The organism is Stenotrophomonas sp. STEN240 (assembly GCF_056756175.1).
Genome location: NZ_JBRRBO010000006.1, coordinates 1 through 20,729 on the forward strand (window position 1 = coordinate 1; position 20,729 = coordinate 20,729).

22 protein-coding genes are annotated in these 20,729 nt (G+C 64.1%); 8 read left to right on the top strand and 14 right to left on the bottom strand.

Annotated features, from left to right (window positions below; all coding sequences use genetic code 11):
* Nucleotides 1-194: 194 nt before the first annotated feature.
* The 4 genes from ACVOKO_RS03955 to tsaD form a co-directional block, all read right to left on the bottom strand.
* Nucleotides 195-2,369: a glycoside hydrolase family 3 N-terminal domain-containing protein gene (locus ACVOKO_RS03955; RefSeq protein ID WP_346497500.1), complete on the bottom strand. Its 2,175-nt coding sequence runs from the start codon at nucleotides 2,367-2,369 to the stop codon at nucleotides 195-197.
* A 259-nt stretch (nucleotides 2,370-2,628) separates the two neighbouring features.
* Nucleotides 2,629-3,891, bottom strand: coding sequence for a mechanosensitive ion channel family protein (locus ACVOKO_RS03960; protein WP_346497502.1), 1,263 nt, complete (start codon nucleotides 3,889-3,891; stop codon nucleotides 2,629-2,631).
* A 129-nt stretch (nucleotides 3,892-4,020) separates the two neighbouring features.
* Nucleotides 4,021-4,380 carry a dihydroneopterin aldolase gene (folB, locus tag ACVOKO_RS03965; protein ID WP_062170347.1) on the bottom strand — a complete coding sequence of 120 codons (360 nt, stop codon included), beginning with the start codon at nucleotides 4,378-4,380 and terminating at the stop codon, nucleotides 4,021-4,023.
* Nucleotides 4,381-4,462: 82 nt separating this feature from the next.
* Complete coding sequence (gene tsaD / locus ACVOKO_RS03970) at nucleotides 4,463-5,494, bottom strand: tRNA (adenosine(37)-N6)-threonylcarbamoyltransferase complex transferase subunit TsaD (protein ID WP_346497505.1); 1,032 nt, start codon at nucleotides 5,492-5,494, stop codon at nucleotides 4,463-4,465.
* Between the two features lie 127 nt (nucleotides 5,495-5,621).
* Between tsaD and rpsU the strand changes: the two genes are divergently transcribed.
* The 6 genes from rpsU (at nucleotide 5,622) to ACVOKO_RS04000 (ending at nucleotide 11,356) form a co-directional block, all read left to right on the top strand.
* Nucleotides 5,622-5,837: a 30S ribosomal protein S21 gene (rpsU, locus tag ACVOKO_RS03975; RefSeq protein WP_002808376.1), complete on the top strand. Its 216-nt coding sequence runs from the start codon at nucleotides 5,622-5,624 to the stop codon at nucleotides 5,835-5,837.
* Between the two features lie 145 nt (nucleotides 5,838-5,982).
* Nucleotides 5,983-6,429 (top strand): GatB/YqeY domain-containing protein, encoded by a 447-nt coding sequence (locus tag ACVOKO_RS03980; protein WP_346497506.1) that lies wholly within the window; start codon nucleotides 5,983-5,985, stop codon nucleotides 6,427-6,429.
* A gap of 494 nt (nucleotides 6,430-6,923) precedes the next feature.
* A complete protein-coding gene (locus tag ACVOKO_RS03985) occupies nucleotides 6,924-7,823 on the top strand; it encodes a YihY/virulence factor BrkB family protein (RefSeq protein WP_430980711.1) in 900 nt (299 codons plus the stop codon).
* A gap of 274 nt (nucleotides 7,824-8,097) precedes the next feature.
* Complete coding sequence (dnaG, locus tag ACVOKO_RS03990; protein WP_346497508.1) at nucleotides 8,098-9,837, top strand: DNA primase; 1,740 nt, start codon at nucleotides 8,098-8,100, stop codon at nucleotides 9,835-9,837.
* Between the two features lie 22 nt (nucleotides 9,838-9,859).
* Entirely contained in the window at nucleotides 9,860-10,351 is a 492-nt protein-coding gene (locus ACVOKO_RS03995) for a protein tyrosine phosphatase family protein (RefSeq protein ID WP_346497510.1), read from the top strand.
* 18 nt (nucleotides 10,352-10,369) lie between these two features.
* On the top strand, nucleotides 10,370-11,356 hold the full coding sequence (locus ACVOKO_RS04000) for a bile acid:sodium symporter family protein (protein ID WP_346497512.1): 987 nt from the start codon (nucleotides 10,370-10,372) through the stop codon (nucleotides 11,354-11,356).
* 421 nt (nucleotides 11,357-11,777) lie between these two features.
* Here ACVOKO_RS04000 and cyoE read toward each other — a convergent pair whose 3' ends face one another.
* Genes cyoE through ACVOKO_RS04015 form a run of 3 tightly spaced genes read right to left on the bottom strand, consistent with a single transcriptional unit; the run spans nucleotide 11,778 to nucleotide 14,424 of the window.
* Nucleotides 11,778-12,671, bottom strand: a complete 894-nt coding sequence (cyoE, locus tag ACVOKO_RS04005; protein ID WP_346497514.1) for a heme o synthase — start codon at nucleotides 12,669-12,671, stop codon at nucleotides 11,778-11,780.
* Nucleotides 12,672-12,674: 3 nt separating this feature from the next.
* On the bottom strand, nucleotides 12,675-13,838 hold the full coding sequence (locus ACVOKO_RS04010; protein WP_346497516.1) for a COX15/CtaA family protein: 1,164 nt from the start codon (nucleotides 13,836-13,838) through the stop codon (nucleotides 12,675-12,677).
* Between the two features lie 10 nt (nucleotides 13,839-13,848).
* Nucleotides 13,849-14,424, bottom strand: coding sequence for a hypothetical protein (locus ACVOKO_RS04015; protein WP_346497518.1), 576 nt, complete (start codon nucleotides 14,422-14,424; stop codon nucleotides 13,849-13,851).
* Between the two features lie 35 nt (nucleotides 14,425-14,459).
* On the opposite strand from ACVOKO_RS04015, the gene ACVOKO_RS04020 reads away from it, so the two are divergent.
* Nucleotides 14,460-14,615, top strand: a complete 156-nt coding sequence (locus ACVOKO_RS04020; protein ID WP_346497520.1) for a hypothetical protein — start codon at nucleotides 14,460-14,462, stop codon at nucleotides 14,613-14,615.
* A gap of 162 nt (nucleotides 14,616-14,777) precedes the next feature.
* Here the strand turns inward: ACVOKO_RS04020 and ACVOKO_RS04025 are convergent, their stop codons facing one another.
* On the bottom strand, nucleotides 14,778-15,512 hold the full coding sequence (locus ACVOKO_RS04025; protein ID WP_346497522.1) for an SURF1 family protein: 735 nt from the start codon (nucleotides 15,510-15,512) through the stop codon (nucleotides 14,778-14,780).
* 57 nt (nucleotides 15,513-15,569) lie between these two features.
* Here ACVOKO_RS04025 and ACVOKO_RS04030 point away from each other — a divergent pair, with 57 nt between their 5' ends.
* Nucleotides 15,570-15,788, top strand: a complete 219-nt coding sequence (locus ACVOKO_RS04030) for a twin transmembrane helix small protein (protein ID WP_282268147.1) — start codon at nucleotides 15,570-15,572, stop codon at nucleotides 15,786-15,788.
* A gap of 95 nt (nucleotides 15,789-15,883) precedes the next feature.
* Here ACVOKO_RS04030 and ACVOKO_RS04035 read toward each other — a convergent pair whose 3' ends face one another.
* The 6 genes from ACVOKO_RS04035 to ACVOKO_RS04060 all read right to left on the bottom strand — a co-directional run bounded on the left by ACVOKO_RS04035 (nucleotide 15,884) and on the right by ACVOKO_RS04060 (nucleotide 20,626).
* Nucleotides 15,884-16,759: a cytochrome c oxidase subunit 3 gene (locus ACVOKO_RS04035; protein WP_057630480.1), complete on the bottom strand. Its 876-nt coding sequence runs from the start codon at nucleotides 16,757-16,759 to the stop codon at nucleotides 15,884-15,886.
* Nucleotides 16,760-16,781: 22 nt separating this feature from the next.
* Nucleotides 16,782-17,378, bottom strand: a complete 597-nt coding sequence (locus ACVOKO_RS04040) for a cytochrome c oxidase assembly protein (protein WP_346497525.1) — start codon at nucleotides 17,376-17,378, stop codon at nucleotides 16,782-16,784.
* Nucleotides 17,375-17,512 (bottom strand): hypothetical protein, encoded by a 138-nt coding sequence (locus ACVOKO_RS04045; protein WP_346497527.1) that lies wholly within the window; start codon nucleotides 17,510-17,512, stop codon nucleotides 17,375-17,377. The genes ACVOKO_RS04040 and ACVOKO_RS04045 overlap by 4 nt, the downstream gene beginning before the upstream one ends.
* Nucleotides 17,513-17,523: 11 nt before the next feature.
* The gene (gene ctaD / locus ACVOKO_RS04050; RefSeq protein ID WP_346497529.1) at nucleotides 17,524-19,134 is read right to left on the bottom strand and encodes a cytochrome c oxidase subunit I; all 1,611 of its coding nucleotides are present in this window, start codon (nucleotides 19,132-19,134) and stop codon (nucleotides 17,524-17,526) included.
* Nucleotides 19,135-19,196: 62 nt separating this feature from the next.
* Complete coding sequence (gene coxB / locus ACVOKO_RS04055; protein ID WP_346497531.1) at nucleotides 19,197-20,135, bottom strand: cytochrome c oxidase subunit II; 939 nt, start codon at nucleotides 20,133-20,135, stop codon at nucleotides 19,197-19,199.
* A gap of 17 nt (nucleotides 20,136-20,152) precedes the next feature.
* Nucleotides 20,153-20,626, bottom strand: a complete 474-nt coding sequence (locus tag ACVOKO_RS04060) for a DUF2244 domain-containing protein (protein WP_346497729.1) — start codon at nucleotides 20,624-20,626, stop codon at nucleotides 20,153-20,155.
* Between the last annotated feature and the right edge of the window lie 103 nt (nucleotides 20,627-20,729).

Genomic DNA, 20,729 nt, shown 5'->3' on the forward strand with positions numbered 1-20,729 from the left:
TTGCCGAGCATGGCTCGGCACTACACCTGGAGCTTAGCGCGCAGGACGGGGAGAGTGCTTGTGGGAGCGGCGTAAGCCGCGAAGCTGGCCTCGCCCAAAACCTCGGTAGTGCCGAGCCATGCTCGGCAGAGGCCTTACCGGTAAAGCCCCCTTGCCGAGCATTGCTCGGCACTACCTTGCTGCGGCTACTTGGCTCAGGGGCCGAGCAACTCGAAGCTCACCGCCTCGCCGCTCACCGACGAGGTGCATACCCAGAGATCAAACATCCCCGGCTCAGCGCTGTATTCGCCATCCACCCCGGTGAAAGCGAGCTGATCGCGGTCCAGATGGAATTCCACTTCCACCGATGCTCCAACAGCTACGGCCACCTTCTGGAAGGCCTTCAGCTCACGCACCGGCCGTACCCGGCTGGCGACGCGATCGTGCACATACAACTGCACCACCTCCTCGCCCGCCACCGCACCGAGATTGCGTACGCGGGTACGGATGACAAGCTCGCCGTCCCAATCCAACTGCGCGGCACTCAGGCGCGGGGCTTCATATTCGAAACGCGTATAGCCGATGCCGTGGCCGAAGGCGTACAAAGCGGTATTGGGAAACTCGCGCCAGCGCGACTTGAACTCCGACATCGTCGGCAGTTCCGGGCGGCCGCTGCGCGGGTGGCTGTAGAAATACGGCTGCTGGCCCGACGCATGCGGAAAGCTCACCGGCAAGCGTGCCGAAGGGCTGTAGTCACCAAACAGGATATCGGCCAGTGCGTGGCCATTCTGCGTGCCCAGATACCAGCTCACCGCAATGGCCTGTGCATCACGTACCGCACCTTGCAGAGCCAGCGCGCGGCCATTGCGCAGCACCACCACCAGCGGCGTACCGGTCGCGGCAACCGCTTCGGCCAGCGCCTGCTGTGCCGGCGGCACGGTGATCTCCACCCGCGACTGCGCCTCACCGCTGTAGCGCTGCGGCTCGCCAATCGCCAACACCACCACATCGGCGCGTTGCGCGGCGGCCACTGCCGCCTCGATGCCACCGTCCAGCGGTGCTTCCAAGCCACAGCCCGGTACGATTTCCAGTTCGGAATGCGCTGCCAATGCGGCGCGCATACCGCTTTCCAGAGTGACGTAACGCGACTTGTCGCCGAACAGCGTCCAGCAACCTTCGATATTCTCGCGGTCCTGCACGAACGGACCAATCAAGGCGATCTTCTGCCCCTGCTTCTTCAGCGGCAGCAGCTCACCCTGGTTCTTCAACAACACTACCGAGCGCCGCGCGGCATCGCGCGCCAGCGCATCATGCTCGGCGATATGTGATTGATCGGCTTCGCGTGCGGGGTCGAGCGAGCGATAGGGGTTGTCGAACAGGCCGATCGCATCCTTCAGCCGCAGGATGCGCCGTACCGATGCATCCAGCGCCGCCATCGGCACCTCACCAGCGTGCACCAGCCCGGCCAGATGCTGGTCGTAGAAACCGCTCTGCATGCTCAGGTCCAGCCCGGCGAGGAACGCCTTGCGGGTGGCGTCCACTTCATCGGCTGCATAGCCGTGCGCGATCAGTTCCATGTCGGCGGTGTAATCGGACACCACCACGCCTTCGAACTTCCACTCGTTGCGCAGCAGGTCGGTCAGCAGCGCGCGGTTGGCGCTGGCGGGCACGCCATTGATGTCGTTGAAGGCGCTCATCAATGACAAGGCGCCTGCATCCAACGCCGCCTTGAAGGGCGGCAGGTGCACATCGCGCAGTGTCTGCAGCGAGATATCAACCTGCGCGTACTCCATGCCTGCGGCAACGGCGCCATAGGCGGCGAAGTGCTTGGGGGTAGCCAGCAGCGAATCGGCGGCTTTCAGATCATCGCCCTGGAAGCCGCGCACGCGGGCCGCGGCGAATTCACAGCTCAGCAGCACGTCTTCGCCCGCACCTTCGGCACCACGCCCCCAGCGTTGGTCGCGGGCGATATCCACGGCCGGTGCATAGGTCCAGTGGATGCCTGCGGCGGTGGCCTCGATGGCGGTGGCGCGCGCGGTGCGCCGGGCCAGCTCGGGCTCGAAACTTGCGGCTTCCCCCAGCGGTATCGGGAACACCGTGCGCATGCCATGGATCACGTCCGATGCGAGGATCAGCGGAATGCCAAGGCGGCTTTCTTCCAATGCCACCTGCTGCAGGCGCCGGCCCAGTTCGGCGCCGACGCCGTTGAACAGTGAGCCCACGCGGCCAGCACGCACCTGCTCCAGCACCTGCTCGGCGTTGCGGACGTTGGCCTCGGGGTTCACGTCCGGCGCGAAGGGGCGGCCCATGTCGGCGAATACGCTCAGCTGGCCGACTTTTTCGTCGACGGTCATGCGCGCGATCAGGGATTCAATGCGGTCGGGGGACACCGGTGTTCCTTGGTAAACACAAGCAGGCGGGGATTCTAGCGCCCCGTTCGTTAAGCGGTTGGCGCGCGGGGTGCAGTGGTGGAGCTGAGTTCTGCTGTGCTGGGGGTTTAACGGTACGGCGCTGCCGAGCATGGCTCGGCACTACAGTGCGTCCTCTCGCCTGCCGAGCATGGCTGGGCACACAGTGCAGGTTGGTGTTTCGGGTTTGTTGGCAGGGCCCCTGCCGAGCATGGCTCGGCACTACAGTGCGCGGCTGGCGCTAGGGTTGCCGGTCGCGCTGGTCGCGCGCGGTCATCAGCATCGCGTCGCTGGATTCCTGGAATACGTGCAGGCCAAACTCCGGCAGGATCGCCAGCAGGTGGTCGAACATGTCCGACTGGATGGCTTCGTACTTTGCCCAGGCGATCGAGGAGGTGAAGCAGTAGATCTCCAGCGGCAGGCCTTGCGGGGTGGGTGCCATCTGCCGCACCAGCAGGGTCATGTCCTGGTGGATGCCGGGGTTGTGCCGCAGGTACAGCTCCACGTACGCGCGGAACGTGCCCAGGTTGGTCAGCCGGCGCGCATTGACCGGCTCCGGGTGCGCCTGCGCCACCTGCGCGTTCCATTGCTGCAGCTCCTGCTGCTTGCCGGCAAGATAATCATCCAGCAGCGCAATCTGGCCCAGCCGCTCGAGCCCGGCGCCATCCAGGAAACGCACACTGTGCTGGTCCAGGTAGATCGAACGCTTGATCCGCCGCCCACCCGACTCCTGCATGCCACGCCAGTTCTTGAACGACTCGGTGACCAGCTTCTTGGTCGGAATGGTGGTGACGGTCTTGTCCCAGTTCTGCACGGTGACGGTGTGCAGTGCGATGTCGATCACGTCGCCATCGGCGTTCTGGCTGGGCATCTCGATCCAGTCGCCGATGCGCACGCGGCCATCGCCACTGATCTGCACGCTGGCCACCAGCGACAGGATGGTGTCCTGGAAGATCAGCATGAACACCGCAGTGGCCGCACCCAGGCCGGTGACCAGGTGCAGCAGCTCCACACCAACCAGGATCGCCACGATCGACAGGCCGGCAAACACGAACACCACGATCTTGACGACCTGCAGGTAGCCCTTGATCGGCTTGTTGCGGGCATCGGCGCGGCGTTCGTAGAAATCGTTGAAGGCATCCAGCGCATGCGACACCGCCATTGCGATGGTCAGCACGGTCCAGGCATGACACAGCGCCTTCAAGCCGTGCACCAGGCCGGGCGGCAGCTCCGGCACGATGCTCAGGCCGGCGGCGAGCACCACCGAGGGCACGATGTTGGACAGCCGCGCGATCACCCGCAGCGGCTGCCTGGCGTTGTGATTGGGACCGGAGAAGCGTTCGATCATCGAACGCAGGCCGCGCAGCAGTACACGCTTGGTGACGAAGTTGGCCAGCCAGGCCACCAGCACCAGGCCAGCCAGCACCACCGCCGGGTAGGCCATTGGATACGGCGCCAGCATGTTTTCCAGCTGATCCAGCCAACGAATTCCCATTACCGCCATCGTGCTCGCTTCCTTTTACGTGTATTGCAGAAACACCCTGCCCGGCCCATCACGTCACTGCTGGGCGTGTGCGAACAGGAAACCATCCAGGCCGTGCGCCACAGGACGCCCGGCCTTATGCATGCTGGCTCACGCCGCTGCGCGGCTGCGCTCGATGATCACCCCGACCGCGCGCGCACCGCGCACCGCACCGGGCTTGCTCAGCTTCAGCCGCAGCCATTGCACATTGAACTCGTCCAGCACGATCTGCGCGCAGCGCTCGGCCAGCGTCTCCACCAGACCGAAGTCGGAGGCGCGTACGAACTCCATCAAGCGCTTGCTGACGGCCTTGTAGTTCAGCGTGTCGACGATGTCGTCGCTGGCGGCCGGCTTGCGGTTGTCAAAACCCATTTCCAGATCGAACACCAGGGTCTGGCGGATGCGCCGTTCCCAGTCGTAGATGCCGATCAGGGCGTCGATTTCGAGCCCTTCGATGAATACCTTGTCCATTGCATCTGTCGTATTGGATGAATACGACATGGTAACGGCAGCAGACTGAGCCTGCCGTGGACGAGCACGGCAGGCCTGCTTTTCAGCCCTGCAGTGGCGGCAACAAGGCCATGTCCCAGCGCGGCGTCACCTTGATCTCGGCCGGACCGTGCTGGCCGGCCTGCAGGCGTAGGGCACCGGCGAAGGCGATCATCGCGCCATTGTCGGTGCACAGTTCCGGGCGCGGGAAGCAGACCCGGCCGCCACGGCGCTGGGCAGCGTCCTGCAGCTTGGCGCGCAGGCGCTTGTTGGCGCCGACGCCGCCGGCCACCACCAATACGTCGCAACCGGCCGCATCCAGCGCGCGGCCACACTTGATCGCCAGCGTATCCACCACCGCGTCCTCGAAGCCACGGGCGATGTCGGCGCGGGTCTGATCGGTCTGGTCGCTGTCGCGCCAGGCCATCAGCACCTGGGTCTTCAGACCGGAGAAGCTGAAATCCAGCCCCGGCCGGTCGGTCATCGGCCGGGTGAACTTGTAGCGCCCCGGGGTGCCGAGCTCGGCCAGCTTGGCCAGCTGCGGGCCGCCCGGGTACGGCAGGCCCATCATCTTGGCGGTCTTGTCGAAAGCCTCACCGGCGGCATCGTCGAGGGTCTCGCCGAGCAGGCGGTACTTGCCGATGGCGTCCACCGCGATCAGCTGGGTATGGCCACCGGAGACCAGCAGCGCCACGAACGGCGCCTGCGGCGGGTCGTCTTCCATCAGCGGTGCCAGCAGGTGGCCTTCCATATGGTGTACGCCGATGGCCGGCACATCCAGGCCCCAGGCCAACGACCGGGCCACGCCGGCGCCCACCAGCAGCGCCCCGACCAGGCCGGGGCCGGCGGTGTAGGCCACGCCCTCGATCTCGGAAATGGCGATGCCAGCCTCGTCCAGGGTCTGCCGGATCAGCGGCAGGGTCTTGCGCACGTGGTCGCGGCTGGCCAGCTCCGGCACCACGCCGCCGTATTCAGCATGCAGCGCGATCTGGCTGTAAACGGCATGCGCACGCAGCGCAGCCGCCCCGGAAAAGGAGGTGTCATAGACGGCTACGCCCGTCTCATCGCAGGAAGATTCAATGCCAAGGACTTTCATAAGGCGTATTGTGAACCTGTCTGACGCCCCCGCCAAATCCAAGGGGGTTGCACGTCTGTTCAAAGGGACTATAATGCGCGGCTCACCGGGTATGACCCGGTTTTTCTACTGAGTCCCCGGAGATTCCATGCCCAGCGTTAAAGTCCGCGAGAACGAACCCTTTGAGTTTGCTCTTCGCCGCTTCAAGCGCACTTGCGAAAAGGCCGGCGTGCTGGCCGAAACCCGCAAGCGCGAGTTTTACGAAAAGCCGACCCAGGAACGCAAGCGCAAGGCCGCTGCTGCCGTGAAGCGCCAGCTGCGTCGTTCCTCGCGCGACGTCACCAAGCGTCAGCGCCTGTACTGATCGTACGCGACTCCTGAACGGGGGGCTCCGGCCTTCCGTACTGGGGTGAAAGCCGGCACGCGCAAGCGTCGCCGGCTTTTTGCGTTCCAGATGCCAGCAATGCTGACGTCTCTTCCCTCCTATTCCCGACCCAAAGAGGTGCTCCATGAGCCTGAAGCAACAGCTGTTCGAAGACATGAAGGCCGCCATGAAGAGCGGCGACAAGCACTCGCTGGGCGTGATCCGCCTGATCAATGCCGCCATCAAGCAGCGCGAAGTGGACGAGCGCATCGAGTTGACCGACGCCGACGTGATTGCCGTGCTGGACAAGATGGTCAAGCAGCGCAAGGACTCGGTCACCCAGTTCGAAGCCGCCAACCGTGAAGACCTGGCCGTGATCGAGCGCGACGAGATCGTGGTGATCGAGCGCTACGTGCCGGCCAAGATGGGCGAAGCCGAGATCCAGGCCGCGATTGACGCTGCCAAGGCCGAGACCGGCGCCAGCAGCGCTGCCGACATCGGCAAGCTGATGGGCGTGCTCAAGCCCAAGCTGGCTGGCCAGGCCGACATGGGCCTGGTGTCCAAGCTGGTCAAGCAGGCCCTGGCCGGCTGATCCCAGCTGCCAAGCCTGTACCGACAAGGCCCGCCCCGCGCGGGCTTTGTCGTTTCTTGCCCATATGCTTTTTGTGGGAGCGGCATGAGCCGCGAAGCTGGCAGTGCTGGAATCACCGGCCTGCCTGCAATTTGAGTGATATGTGGCTTCGCGGCTTACGCCGCTCCTACATCGTTGTGTATTGCCGGGAGAGCCCCTGCCGAGCATGGCTCGGCACTACAGATGCCGCGCTGCCACTTGCTTTTGTGGGAGCGGCGTCAGCCGCGAAGCTGGCGGCGCTGGAATCACCTGCTTGCCTGCAATCTGAGGGATATGTGGCTTCGCGGCTGACGCCGCTCCCACATCGTCGTGTATTACCGGGAAAGCCCCTGCCGAGCATGGCTCGGCACTACGGGTGTGGGCGGATTTGGCCGGCGAGGACCTCCCCCATTCACCCGCTCCGAAGCCCGGCTTTGCTAGAACAGAACCCTGTCTTCACGCCACATCAAACCCTGATGCCCCTCACCCGCCCCACCCTGCACACGTTCAAATCCCGCCTGGAGCTGCTCCAGCAAAGCCTGCCGGCCGCTCTGGTCCGCCGCTTCGTCGAAACCGATGTGATGACCCAGGCCGCCTCACTGGCCTTCTATACGCTGCTGTCGCTGGCGCCGCTGCTGGTCCTGCTGCTTTGGTTGACCGCCTCACTGTACCCACCTGCACAACAGACACTGATCGACCAGATCGGCTCACTGGCAGGCCCCAGCGTGGCCGAGGTCGCGCGCACGGTGATCACCAACGCCAGCGCGCAGCCGGACCTGGGCTCGTTCGCCGGCATCTGGAGCCTGGTGCTGCTTTTCATCGGCGCCACCGTGGTGTTCGCCCAGCTGCAGGCAGCGCTGAACCTGATTTTCCGCAGCGACTCCAAGCGCTTCGAGGGGGTGTTCGGCTGGCTGAAGAAGCGGGTGTTCTCCGCCGGCGTGGTATTGGCGCTGGGCTTCCTGCTGATCGTGTCGATGGTCGCCACCACCGCCCTGCAGGTGATTTTCTCGCACCTGCCCTCGGCCTTGCCGGCGGTGGGCTACATCACCACCCTGCTGCTGTATGCGCTGGGCTTCGCCTTTCTCTACCACTACCTGCCGGACCGGCCGGTGGACTGGCGCCAAGCCTTCCTCGGCGGCGTCATCACCGCGGTGCTGTTCGCGCTGGGCCGTTATGCGATCGGCCTGTACATCGCCAACGCCGCGCCGGGCAGCGCCTACGGCTCAATGGGCACGCTGGTGATCATGCTGATCTGGATCTACTACGCCAGCGTGGTGTTCTTTGGCGGCGCGCTGATCACCGCGGTGATTGATGAGCGGGTGTATGCGCGGCGCAAGGTGGCGGCTGCGGGGGTTGATGCTGGGGCTGTGGATTGATGTGGAAGCAAGGGCGACAGCTACCCCTCCCCAACCCTCCCCTTCGCTGCGCGAAAGGGAGGGGGCAAGAGCTGCAGTTCGCAAAATGACGAAGGCTGCAGCCGTTGCCCCCTCCCTTTCGCGCAGCGAAGGGGAGGGCTGGGGAGGGGTAGCTCTGCGCCTTTGACTGAAAACCATCAAGCCCAACCCGCAACCAGCAGCAGCCCAGCCTAGTACACTGCCTGTTCCCCTTTCATCGCGCCCCCGCCAACCGGCGGCGCTGCTCATTTGCCGCATGGCCCGACTTCCCGACGCGTTCATTGACGACCTGCTGGCCCGCACCGACATCGTCGAGGTGGTGGGTTCACGCTTGCCGCTCAAGCGCCAGGGCAAGGAATATGCTTCGCGCTGCCCGTTCCATGACGAGCGCTCGGCCTCGTTCACGGTCTCGCCGACCAAGCAGTTCTACCATTGCTTCGGCTGCGGCGCGCATGGCACCGCGATCAGCTTCCTGATGAATTACGACCGCCTCGAGTTCCTCGATGCGGTGGATGAACTGGCCAAGCGCGTGGGCATGGAAATCCCGCGCGAAACCAATGCCCGCACGCCGCAGCAGCAGGACGACAGCCGCGACCAGTACTCGGCGCTGGATGCCGCCACCCGCTTCTTCCAGAAGCAGCTGGAAGGCAACGACAAGGCCCTTGCCTACCTCGACGGCCGTGGCGTAGATGCCGATACCCGCACGCGCTTCGCCATCGGTTATGCGCCGGATGGCTACAGCGCGCTGAAGGATGCACTGGGCAAGGACGAGCGGCGCATGAAGCTGCTCGAACGGGTGGGCCTGTTCTCCAAGAACGACCGCGGCCACGTTTACGACAAGTTCCGCGACCGGGTGATGTTCCCCATCTTCGACCGCCGTGGCCGGGTCATCGCCTTCGGCGGCCGGGTCATGGAAAAGGACGACGGCCCCAAGTACCTCAACTCGCCGGAAACCGCGCTGTTCCACAAGGGCCGCGAACTGTACGGCCTGTGGCAGGTCCGTCAGGCCAACCAGAAGATCGAACGCCTGATCGTGGTTGAAGGCTATATGGACGTGGTCAGCCTGTTCCAGTTCGGCGTCACCCAGGCGGTGGCGACGCTGGGCACGGCAACCACCCCCGATCATGCCGAGCTGCTGTTCCGCAACGCGCCGGATGTGTACTTCTGCTTCGACGGTGATGCCGCCGGTCGCCGCGCCGGTTGGCGCGCACTGGAGTCGGTGCTGCCGCGCATGAAGGATGGCCGCCAGGCCTTCTTCCTGTTCCTGCCCGATGGCGAGGACCCGGACACCATCGTGCGCAAGGAAGGCGCCGAGGCTTTCGATGCGCGGCTCAAGCAGGGCACGCCGCTGTCGCAGTTCTTCTTCGACGAGCTCAGCCGCGAGATCAACCTCGGTACGCTGGACGGCAAGGCACGCCTGGCCGAACGCGCAAAACCAATGCTGGCGCAGATTCCCGATGGCGCTTTCGGCGACCTGATGAAGCAGGAGCTGGCGCGCCTGACCGGCATTGGCAACACCAGCAGCGCTGCCACAGCACCTGCGCCGCGTCCGCCGATGCGCAACAACGCCGTGCCAGCGCAGAAGCGCAGCCTGGTGCGTGCGGCCATCGCCATCCTGCTGCAGCAGCCATCCTTGGTAATGACGTTGGAGGGCCACCACGCCATCGGCGGCCTGCGCCTGCCCGGCATCGAGTTGCTGGTCGAACTGATGGCGCTGGTGCAGCAACGCCCGGACATCAGCACCGGCGCCCTGCTCGAACACTTCAACGATCGCGAAGAACAGGCCGCCCTGCACAAGCTGGCCGCGCAGGCTCTGCCCGGCGATGAAGCGCTGTGGGCGCAGGAACTGCAGGACGCGGTGATGCAGCTGGAGAAACAACTGCTGACCCAGCGGCTGGACGAACTGCAGGCCAAGCAGCGCCAGCAAGGCCTGGACGAGACCGACAAGTACGAACTGCGCGAGCTGCTCAAGGCACGCGCCAGCCTGCGCCTCTGACAACCTGCAACGGAGCATCCGCATGTACCGCTACCGCCTGCCACTGCTCCTCATGCTCACGCTCTGCGCCAACGCCTTCGCGGGTGATGCGACGCTGCGCCAAGCACGGCCAGACCTGATCACCGCTGGCCAGCCCAGTGCGCAGCAGCTGCGCGATGCCGCCGCCAATGGCGTCACCAGCATCATCGACCTGCGCCGGCCGGAGGAAGATCGCGGCTATGACGAGGCCGCACTGGCCGAACAACTGGGCCTGCGTTATGTGCGCCTGCCCATCGCCGGCGCCGCCGACATCAGCGAAGCCAATGCCCGCACACTGGACCGCCTGCTCAAGCAGGACAGCGGCAAGACACTGCTGCATTGCGCCTCGTCCAACCGCGCCGGCGCACTGCTGTCACTGATTGATGCCCGCATCAACGGTGCATCGGTGGATGACGCACTCAAACTCGGCCGTGACGCCGGCATGACGTCATTGGAACCGGCTGTACGCGCTGCATTGGAAGTACCCACACCCTGATCAGGAGGCCTGGCCGACATGACACGCTGGTGGTCGCGACTGCGACCGGACAACTTCACCCTCGCACTGCTCGGAACCGTCGTACTGGCCAGCGTGCTGCCGCTCACTGGCGCCGCCGCCAAGGGCTTCGACCACTTCACCGATATCGCCATCGCCGCGCTGTTCTTCCTGCACGGCGCGCGCCTGCCGCGTGAATCCATCGTTGCCGGGCTGCTGCACTGGCGCCTGCACATCACCATCCTGGTCTGTACCTTCGTGCTGTTCCCGGTATTGGGATTGGCGATGAAGCCGCTGGCCGGCTGGGCACTGACACCTGAGCTCTACATCGGCGTGCTGTTCCTGTGTGCGCTGCCCTCGACCGTGCAATCCTCGATTGCCTTTACGTCGATTGCCGGTGGCAATGTGCCGGCGGCGGTGTGTGCGGCTTCCCTGTCCAGCATCCTCGGCGTGTTCCTGACCCCGTTGCTGATGACGGTGCTGGCCGGCTCGCAGGGCGGCATGGCCAACCCGCTGCATGCGGTGGGCGCGATCATGCTGCAGCTGTTGGTGCCGTTCGTGCTTGGGCATCTGCTGCGGCCGTGGATCGGCAGTTGGATAGAGCGGCAGCGGCCGTTGCTGCGTTACACCGACCAAGGCACAGTGCTGCTGGTGGTCTATGCAGCCTTTGGCGAATCGGTCAGCGAAGGCCTGTGGAGCAAGACCCCGCCGTTGTCATTGCTGGCTGCTGCCTTGGTTGCGGTGGTGTTGCTGGCGATCGCGATGCCCGGCATCACCTGGCTGGCGCGGCGGCTTGGCTTCAACCGCGCCGACCAGATCACCATCATGTTCTGCGGCTCCAAGAAGAGCCTGGCCACCGGCGTGCCAATTGCCAAGGTGTTGTTTGCTGGCGGCAGCCTCGGCGCGATCGTGCTGCCGATCATGATCTACCACCAGATCCAGCTGATCGTCTGCTCGATGGTGGCGCAGCGGTATGCGAAGCAGAACGCTGAATCAAAGCAGCAATAATCGACACCGAAGTTGGTAGTGCCGAGCCATGCTCGGCGGAGGCCTTACTGGTAAAGCCCTTTGCCGAGCATGGCTCGGCACTACATCAAGCACAGCAACCCCTCCCCAACCATCCCCTTTCCTGCGGCAAAGGAAGGGAGCGTAGTGCCGAGCCATGCTCGGCAGGGGCGTTCCCCGAGATCCCGAAGACACGTAGCCCGGGGAAGCGGTTGTGGGAGCGGCGTAAGCCGCGAAGCCACCAATGCATCCGATGCCAGCGCAAACTGCAATCAAACATTCAGCGGTTGCAGATCCAACCCCAAACGGAAATATCATCAGCTTCGCGGCTGACGCCGCTCCCACAACCACGCAGCTCCCACAATCGCAGTTGCCGTTGTTTGAATAAAAAAGGCCGGCTTTCGCCGGCCTTTTCAGTGCTGGGTCACAACCAGGGCAACAGCCAATGGTCGACCAGCAGGAAGGCGAACAGCGCCATCAGGTAGACGATGGAATAGCCGAACATCTTCATGTTGAACATTTCGTCCGGCGGGTTCTGCATTTTCCATGCGTACCAGAGGAAGACGATGTTCAACACCGTGGCCCCGCCCAGGTAGAACATGCCGCTCATGTCGATCGCCACCGGCAGCAGCGTCACCACCGCCAGCACCATCGAGTACGCCAGGATCTGCTTGCGGGTGTGTGGCACGCCGTGGGTTACCGGCAACATCGGGATCTCGGCCTTGGCGTAATCGGCGCGGCGGAAGATCGCCAGCGCCCAGAAATGCGGCGGGGTCCAGATGAAGATGATCAGCACCAGCAGCGAGGCGTAGGCCCAATCCGAGCTGCCCTGCATGCCGGTGATCGCCGCCCAGCCCAGCAGCGGCGGCGTCGCGCCAGCCAGGCCGCCGATGACGATGTTCTGCGAGGTCGCACGCTTCAGGTAGACGGTGTAGACCACCGCATAGCCGATCAGCGAGGCGAAGGTGAGCACCGCGGTGATCACGTTCACCCACAGCACCAGGATGGTCATCGACAACGCGGTCAACGCGCCGGCAAACACCAGCACCTGCCGCGGCGAGACCTTGCCCACCACCAGCGGGCGCCAGGACGTACGCGCCATCTGTGCGTCGATGCGCGCATCCAGCAGCTGATTGATGGCCGCCGCCGCCGATGCCGACAACCAGATGCCGAGGAAGCCCAGCAGACCGGTCACCACCTGCGCGGTGGTCGGCAGGCCGGGAATGGCCAGGCACATGCCGACCAGGGCGGTGAACACAATCAGTGCCACCACCTTAGGTTTGGTCAGGTCCCAGTAATCACGCCATGTTGTACGCATCATTCACTCCGGAGCGCGCAGCCGCGCCAGCAGCGTGACCAATACAAACAACAGGGCAACCGCACCGCCGCTGTGCATCACCGCCACCACCAGCGGCAACGCCAGCTTGACGTTGAGCACGCCCAGCGTGACCTGCAACAGCACCAGCGCGATCAGCGTGCTTGCCCAACCGCGCATGCCCGGCAAACGGAACATGCGTACCGACAACACCAGCAGATACAGCGCCACCACTACCGCGAACATGCGGTGCGCCATCTGGATGGCGATACGTGAGGCGCCATCGAGCACGCCACCTTCGTAGTCCACACCGATGCCACGCCACAGAGTGAAGCCTTCGCTGTAGTTCTGCTGCGGCCACCATTGGCTGACGCAGCGCGGGAAGTTGTCCAGCGAGGCGCTGCCGCCGCCGCAGGCCAGCGCCGCGTAGTTGGCGCTGACCCAGCCGCCGAGCGCGATCTGCAGCACCACCATTGCCACCGCGGCACGCAGCCACCAGCGCAGGCGCGGCTCCTCGGCCAAGGTGATCGGCAGGTCGGTGGCCTTCCACGCCATCCATGCCAGCAACGAGAACATCGCCATGCCGCCGAGCAGATGCCCCATCACCACGATGGGTTTGAGCAGCCAGGTCACCGTCCACATGCCAAGCAGGGCCTGGAAGATCACCACCGCCAGGGTCAGCACCGCCGCGCGCGCCAGGTCGATGTTGGACCAGCGCAGCGCCGCCCGCAGCAGGATCGCTTCACCGCCGATGGCCAGCACACTGGCGGCCACATGTTCGCCGCGCATGTACAAGGGTATGGCTATGGCCACCAGCACCGAGGCGGTGACGATCTGGGCAATGCCACGCTTGCGCCGGCGCGCCGCCAGCAGCGCCAGCGTCAGTACTTCAACACCAAGCAGGCCGGCCAGGAAGCGATGCACCTGTTCGCGCCAGGCCTTGTGGGTTTCCAGCGGACGGATCTCGCTGGCCACATGCTGGGCCGCTTCCATCTGCGTCTGCGGCCAGGTCACGCGGCCATAGCAGGTAGGCCAATCCGGGCAGCTCAAGCCGGCATCGGACAGGCGCACGAACGAGCCGAACATGATCGTGCTCGCCGTCATGATCAGTGCGAACCACGCCAGTCGGTGGAAATTGCGGTACAGCGCCGGACGCGCGGAGGCATTCATCGAACGGAACTCACATCAGTTTCAACAGCTTGGATAGATCAGCCCGCAATCCACCCGGTTCAAAACCCGGCGCATAGCGGAATACCACAAAGCCATTGGGATCAATCACATACACCGGGGTACCGGCCGGGTCATCAACACCCGGCAGCTTGGCCCGGAACGCAGGCTGGGGCTGCAGCACCTTCAGTGCCGGCGTGGCGGCCACCTGTTCAGGCGGCGTGCCCAGCCACAATATCTCGACATTATCCGCGTTATGCCCGAACAACTGCCACACCTTGTCCAATTGCTGCGACAAAGTGACGCAGGCAGGTGCGCAGTCTGCCGGCGGCGCCAGCAGGATGCGCCAGTGGCGCTCGCCGGGGTTCCAGTCGTAGGCCTGGCCATTGGCCAGCTGCAGCTGCTCGCTGCGCAAGTCCACCGCCGGCTGCAGCAGTTCGCCATGATGGCGGTTGATCTGCGGTGTCCAGCCGGAGAAGCGCAGGATGCCGGCCAACGCCATCGAACCAAAGAACATGGCGAAGATCAGCAGCAGTACCCGGCGGCCGCGGTTGCGGGTGGCGAGCTGGTCGGGAGTGAGTGCGTTCATGGCTGGGTTCTTTTAGAGCTGGCGACGGAGAGTGGTTGGGGCAGAAGCTGGAGCTGGAGCTGGGGCTGGAGCTGGAGCTGGAGCTGGAGCTGGAGCTGGCACTGGCACTGGCGCTGGCGCTGGAGCAAGAGCAGAAGCAGAAGCAAAGGCTGAAAGCACCCCTCCCCGACCCTCCCCTTCACCTTTGGTGAAAGGGAGGGGGAAATTCAACGGCAAAAGCAGGAGCAAGGACCAAAGCGACGGCGCGGCGATCTGCCCCCTCCCTTTGGCGTAGCCAAGGGGAGGGTTGGGGAGGGGTGCTTTGGCTTTGGCTTTGGCTTTGGCTTTGGCTTTGGCTTTGGCCCAGCTCCAACCTAACCCCCATTCCCAACTCCCGCCGTCCTGCGCCTCCTGAACTGCAACACCAGCGCAATCAGCAACACCGCCAAGGCCATCGCAAACCATTGCACCGCATACCCAAGATGCCGCGATGGCGGCAAGGTATTGGGCAGCAGGTCCAGGTCACGTGCATACCCCAGCGGCATTGCCGGATCCAGGCGAAGCACCTTCGGCGCCAACGCGCCGTTGCCCAGCTGCAACTGCGCAGCAATGGCAGGCAGGTCGATACGCGTGGCCAGCCATGTCTGCGGCTGGGTGGTTGCGGTCAAGGCCGGGCCCAGGGCAATGCCGCTTGCCGGTGCCGGCGCCCACAGGCCCTGCACGGCCTGCGTGCCCTGCAGCGTGTTGATGGCCGGCAGGCTGCGGTCAGCCGGCAACGGCAGCCAGCCCAGATCGACCAGCACCACGGTGCCGGTGGCTGCGCGCGCCGGCTGGTAAACCTTGATGCCGGCACGGCCATCACGCAGCTGGTTGTCTAGCAGCACCGTGGCCGGCAGGAACTGCAGCTGATCTGCCACCCAATGCAGGGCGTCCGGCGCGGCGGCAGCCTCGGCAAGGCTGACTGCGGCCTCGCGGCCCGGTGGCAGCTGCGCGAGCAGGGCCTCCTTCTGGTGCATGCGCTGCAGCTGCCAGCCGCCCAGCACGCAGAACAGGGCCGCTACCAGCAGTGCCAGGCTCCAGCCGAAGATGGCCGTGTGCTGTCGCGTCATGACAAGCTGCCGCCAAGCGGGTGATATAGCACTGCCTTCCCACCGAACGAGCCACGCATGAATGATTCGTTGAAGACCCTGTTGGTGATCGCGTTCTTGATCGTCATCGTCTGGAATCTTGGAGCCGGCCTCTATTACCTGATGATCGATCGCGGCCAGACCAAACGGACGGTCAATGCGTTGACGCGGCGTATCGCGCTGTCAGTAGTGTTGATCCTGCTGGTCGCGCTGAGCATCTATATGGGCTGGATCAAGCCACATGGGGTTGGCGGCTGAAAGCCGCGAATGGGTGAAAGGGAATCGGGAATGGTGGAAGTAGGAGCGGATGCCGCACACCTCCGATTCCCCATTCCCCACTCCCGGTACCGTGATCAAAGCACGTAGACGAACAGGAACAGCATCAGCCACACCACGTCGACAAAGTGCCAGTACCACGCGGCAGCTTCAAAACCGAAGTGGTTGTCGCGGGTGAAGTGGCCCTTGGCGGCGCGGAACCACATCACCAGCAGCATGATCGTCCCCAGCAGCACATGTGCGCCGTGGAAGCCGGTCAGCATGAAGAACGTCGAGCCGTAGATGCCCGAGCCCAGGGTCAGGTTCAATTCCTTGTAGGCGTGGATGTATTCCTCGGCCTGGAAGAACAGGAACACGCAGCCCAGCACGACAGTCAGGCCCAGCCAGATCAGCAGCTGCTTGCGGTTGCCCGCCTTCAGCGCGTGATGGGCAATGGTCAGGGTCACGCCGGAGGTCAGCAGGATCAAGGTATTGATCAGTGGCAGGCCCCAGGCCGGGATGGTCTGGAACGCACCGCCGATATCGGCCGGGCCGTTGGTCGGCCACGCGGCCGAGTAACCGTCCCACAGGTATTCGTTGGTCAATACGCCATGGCCTTCACCACCCAGCCACGGCAGGCCCATGTTGCGGGTGTAGAACAGCGCACCGAAGAACGCGGCGAAGAACATCACCTCGGAGAAGATGAACCAGATCATCCCCATCCGGAACGAACCATCCACCTGCCGGTTGTAGTTGCCGCCCACCGATTCGCGGATGACATCGCCGAACCAAAGGAACAGGGTGAACACCAGCATCGCCACGCCGGTGAAGAAGGTCCAACGGCCCCAGCTGGCGTCGTTGAGCCAGCTGGCTACCCCGACCATCATCACCAGCATCGCGATCGATCCTACAAACGGCCATTTGCTGCTGCTAGGCACGAAGTAGACGTTGGCATCAGGGGCGTTATGGGCCATGGCGTTGCTTCCGGGTCCGTGATCAGGGAGCTGCGTGGGCAGCGGCCGCGGCGGTTGCCGGGGCCAGCTGCTCGGTCAGCGCATCGTTCTTGTAGAAGGTGTAGGACAAGGTGATCGTGTTGACGTCGGCCGGCAGGTCCGGGTCGACGATGAAACGTACCGGCATCTCGCGCTTCTCCCCTGCCTGCAGGGTCTGCGCGGTGAAGCAGAAACATTCGGTCTTGTTGAAGTAGCCCGAAGCCCGCGCCGGCGCCACCGACGGCACCGCACTGCCGACCAGCGCGCGTTCGCTGTCGTTGCGGGCGAAGTACAGGGCCTCGTTCAACTCGCCCGGCACCACGTCCATCGTCAGCTTTTCCGGATGGAAGGCCCAGGGCAGCTTGGAATTGACGCCGCCATCGAACTCCACCCGCACCGTGCGCTTGCTGTTGGCCGCATGTGCCTTGGTTTCATGCGTGGTGGCGCCGCGCTCCAGCCGCACGCCAAATACCTTTTCGCAGGCGATGCGGTACAGCGGCACCAGCGAGAAGGTCAGCACGAACACCGCAAAGGCCACGCCGATCAGCCGACCGAGGCCGGCATTGGGTTTGGGCTTGGGTGCGGGCGCCGGCGTGGTCAACTCGCCAGCACCCCGGACAGGATGAAGCCGACATACACCGCGACCGCGATCAGGCCAACCACCAGCGCGGTGCGCCGCGAGCGGCGCTTGCGCAGCGCCATCTCCTCAGCTTGGAAATGCTCGTTGCTGTTCATTGCCGGGCTCCTCAATGGCTCACGTCGTCATGCGCCAGATCGCCCGGCTTGATCACCGGCGGCACGGTGAAGGTATGCGCAGGTGCCGGCGAGGGAATGGTCCACTCCAGGCCCTTGGCACTTTCCCAGGCGCGCGCTTCGGCACGCTTACCGTTGCGCAGCGAGTGCAGCAGGATCGCCGCCATCATGAATGGGGTGGCGAACATGCCGAATGCGCCAATCGAGCTGATCAGGTTCCAGTCGGCGAACACCGGGTTGTAGTCCGGAATACGCCGCGGCATGCCAGCCAGGCCGAGGAAGTGCTGCGGGAAGAACAGCAGGTTGACGAATACCATCGTCCACCAGAAATGAAACTTGCCCCAGAACTCGTTGTACATGCGGCCAGTCCACTTCGGCCACCAGTAATACACCGCCGCGATCAGCGCCAATACCGCGCCGGTCACCAGCACGTAATGGAAGTGCGCCACCACGAAATAGGTGTCGTGGTACTGGTAGTCGGCCGGCACGATGGCCAGCATCAGGCCGGAGAAACCGCCGATGGTGAAGAGGATCACGAACGAGATGGAGAACAGCATCGGCGTTTCAAACGTCAACGAGCCCTCCCACATCGTGCTGACCCAGTTGAACACCTTCACCCCGGTCGGGATGGAGATCAGCATGGTGGCGAACATGAAGTAGATCTCGCCACCCAGCGGCATGCCCACCGTGAACATGTGGTGCGCCCACACGATGAAGGACAGGAAGGCGATGGCGGCAGTGGCGTAGACCATCGCCTGGTAGCCGAACAGCGGCTTGCGGCTGAAGGTCGGCAGGATCTCGCTGACCACGCCGAACGCCGGCAGGATCATGATGTAGACCTCGGGGTGACCGAAGAACCAGAAGATGTGCTGGTACATCACCGGGTCACCGCCACCGGCAGCGTTGAAGAAGCTGGTGCCGAAGAACTTGTCGGTCAGCAGCATGGTCACCGCACCGGCCAATACCGGCATCACCGCGATCAGCAGGAAGGCGGTGATCAGCCAAGTCCAGCAGAAGATCGGCATCTTCAGCAGATCGATGCCGGGTGCGCGCATGTTGAGCACGGTGGCGATGATGTTGATCGCGCCCATGATCGAGCTGACACCGGCCACGTGGATGGCGAATACGCTGAAGGCCACGTTGTAGCCACCCTGCAGTGACAGCGGCGGGTACAACGTCCAACCACCGGCCGGTGCGCCACCGGGCAGGAACAAGGTCACCAGCAACATGCCGAAGGCCACCGGCAGCAGCCAGAACGACCAGTTGTTCATGCGCGGCAAGGCCATGTCCGGCGCGCCGATCTGCAGCGGGATCATCCAGTTGGCCAGGCCGACGAAGGCCGGCATCACGCCACCGAAGATCATCACCAGTGCATGCACGGTGGTCATCTGGTTGAAGAACTCCGGCTTGACGAACTGCAGGCCGGGTTGTGCCAGCTCCAGCCGGATCACCACGCTCATCGCCGCGCCGACGATGAACATCGTGAAGCTGAAAAGCAGGTAGAGCGTGCCGATGTCCTTGTGGTTGGTCGAGAAGAACCAACGCTCGAAGAAACCTTGCTGGTGCCCGTGGTGATCGGAGTGGTCCACTGCGGTATTCGCCATTGCAACTACACCTCGTTATGCGTTTTCAGGCATCGCGCCGGCAGCACCGGCACGCAGTGGTATCAGGCACCGGCCGCCGCAGGTGCGGCGGGTGTAGCGACAGTCGGCGTTGCTTCAGGCGCCGCCGCCGCCGGTTCGGCAACAGGTGCGGGTGCCGCTTCGGCAGGTGCAGCGGGCACCGGCTTGCGCGAGGCCAGCCAGGACTTGAACTCGTCCTTGGACACGGCCTTGACCACGATCGGCATGAAGCCGTGGTCCTTGCCGCACAGCTCCGCGCATTGGCCGCGGTACACGCCCTCGGTTTCGATGTTGGTCCAGCGTTCGTTGATGAAGCCCGGCACGGCGTCCTGCTTCCAGCCCAGTGCCGGCACCCACCACGCATGGATCACGTCGTCGGAGGTGATGACGAAGCGGACCTTGGTGTTCACCGGCAGCACCAGCGGGTTGTCCACGTCCAGCAGGTAATGCGGGTCACTGGCCATGGTCGGCACGCTGCCGCTCTGCCGCACTTCGTCGGACTTGCGGTCCAGGCGGCTGGTGAAGGCCACGTCCTCACCCAGGTATTCGTACTTCCACATCCACTGATAGCCGGTGACCTTCACCGTCATCTCGGAATCGCGGGTGTCGTACATGGCGATCAGCTTGGCCGTGGCCGGCCAGGCCATCACCACCAGGATGACGATAGGGATGACGGTCCAGATGATTTCCGCCTTGGTGTTGTGGCTGAACTGCTTGGCCACCGCCCCCTTGGACCTGCGGAACTTGAAGATCGCGTAAGCCATCGCGCCGAATACCAGCACGCCGATGACGGTACACACCCACAACGCCACCATGTGCGCGTCCCACGCCATACGCGAGGTATGGGTGACGCCCTTGCCCATGTTGAGCTGCCATTCCTTTGGATCGGCCGATTGCGCCCATGCTGCCTGCGCCGACAGCATCATCGCCGCCGCTGCCAAACCGTGTTTCAACTTCGCGCCCCACACGCTGCTTTGCTTCATTGCCTAGACCCTTGACGTCATCGGTTGCCACCACTGCTGGCAGCGAGCAAGCCTTCAAGTGTCACCGCAAGTTCCCGACGTTCCACGGGCGCGAGGAAACTCCCCACTTCCACCCATTTGCCGCTGGAAACCAGCAGGACCCGTTCCTTCCCGGTCACCACCCGCACCCAATACGGGTGTGCGCGGAATACCGGCGAAACTCCGGCTGCGGGAATCACTTCCACGCAGTCCGGTCCTACCCGGATCTCTTCCCGGCGATTGCTGCTGCGCCAACACGCGCGCAGGGCAGCGGCCACCAGGAAGCCATGCAACAACGCGAAGACAGGGGCCAGACGGTTGCCGGACAGCCAAGCAAGGCCAGCCGCGAACACCATCAATCCTGCCAACGCCGCAAACAACTGGACGAACTGCCGAGCACTGAGTGCCCGTGGGGGGTGCAGTAACAACTGCGTCCCTGAGCCATCGGAATCTTGCCGAAGCACCTGGATCATCGCAGCCGCGTCCATCGCGGAAATCGAGTTCGATGGTAGCCCTGCCTGCGCACGCCCGGCAAGCTTCCATTCATCAACGTCATCAATGCTGCAGTGCACACCG

Excerpts from the sequence above, each read along its gene's own strand:
- ACVOKO_RS04010 (WP_346497516.1), bottom strand. The coding sequence starts at position 13,838 with ATGAATGCCTCCGCGCGTCCGGCGCTGTACCGCAATTTCCACCGACTG.
- ctaD (WP_346497529.1), bottom strand. The coding sequence starts at position 19,134 with ATGGCGAATACCGCAGTGGACCACTCCGATCACCACGGGCACCAGCAA.
- ACVOKO_RS04015 (WP_346497518.1), bottom strand. The coding sequence starts at position 14,424 with ATGAACGCACTCACTCCCGACCAGCTCGCCACCCGCAACCGCGGCCGC.
- ACVOKO_RS04030 (WP_282268147.1), top strand. The coding sequence starts at position 15,570 with ATGAATGATTCGTTGAAGACCCTGTTGGTGATCGCGTTCTTGATCGTC.
- ACVOKO_RS03980 (WP_346497506.1), top strand. The coding sequence starts at position 5,983 with ATGAGCCTGAAGCAACAGCTGTTCGAAGACATGAAGGCCGCCATGAAG.
- ACVOKO_RS04035 (WP_057630480.1), bottom strand. The coding sequence starts at position 16,759 with ATGGCCCATAACGCCCCTGATGCCAACGTCTACTTCGTGCCTAGCAGC.
- coxB (WP_346497531.1), bottom strand. The coding sequence starts at position 20,135 with ATGAAGCAAAGCAGCGTGTGGGGCGCGAAGTTGAAACACGGTTTGGCA.
- tsaD (WP_346497505.1), bottom strand. The coding sequence starts at position 5,494 with ATGAAAGTCCTTGGCATTGAATCTTCCTGCGATGAGACGGGCGTAGCC.
- cyoE (WP_346497514.1), bottom strand. The coding sequence starts at position 12,671 with ATGCGTACAACATGGCGTGATTACTGGGACCTGACCAAACCTAAGGTG.
- ACVOKO_RS03985 (WP_430980711.1), top strand. The coding sequence starts at position 6,924 with ATGCCCCTCACCCGCCCCACCCTGCACACGTTCAAATCCCGCCTGGAG.
- folB (WP_062170347.1), bottom strand. The coding sequence starts at position 4,380 with ATGGACAAGGTATTCATCGAAGGGCTCGAAATCGACGCCCTGATCGGC.
- ACVOKO_RS04045 (WP_346497527.1), bottom strand. The coding sequence starts at position 17,512 with ATGAACAGCAACGAGCATTTCCAAGCTGAGGAGATGGCGCTGCGCAAG.
- ACVOKO_RS04025 (WP_346497522.1), bottom strand. The coding sequence starts at position 15,512 with ATGACGCGACAGCACACGGCCATCTTCGGCTGGAGCCTGGCACTGCTG.
- dnaG (WP_346497508.1), top strand. The coding sequence starts at position 8,098 with ATGGCCCGACTTCCCGACGCGTTCATTGACGACCTGCTGGCCCGCACC.
- rpsU (WP_002808376.1), top strand. The coding sequence starts at position 5,622 with ATGCCCAGCGTTAAAGTCCGCGAGAACGAACCCTTTGAGTTTGCTCTT.
- ACVOKO_RS04000 (WP_346497512.1), top strand. The coding sequence starts at position 10,370 with ATGACACGCTGGTGGTCGCGACTGCGACCGGACAACTTCACCCTCGCA.
- ACVOKO_RS03960 (WP_346497502.1), bottom strand. The coding sequence starts at position 3,891 with ATGGCGGTAATGGGAATTCGTTGGCTGGATCAGCTGGAAAACATGCTG.
- ACVOKO_RS04060 (WP_346497729.1), bottom strand. The coding sequence starts at position 20,626 with ATGATCCAGGTGCTTCGGCAAGATTCCGATGGCTCAGGGACGCAGTTG.
- ACVOKO_RS03995 (WP_346497510.1), top strand. The coding sequence starts at position 9,860 with ATGTACCGCTACCGCCTGCCACTGCTCCTCATGCTCACGCTCTGCGCC.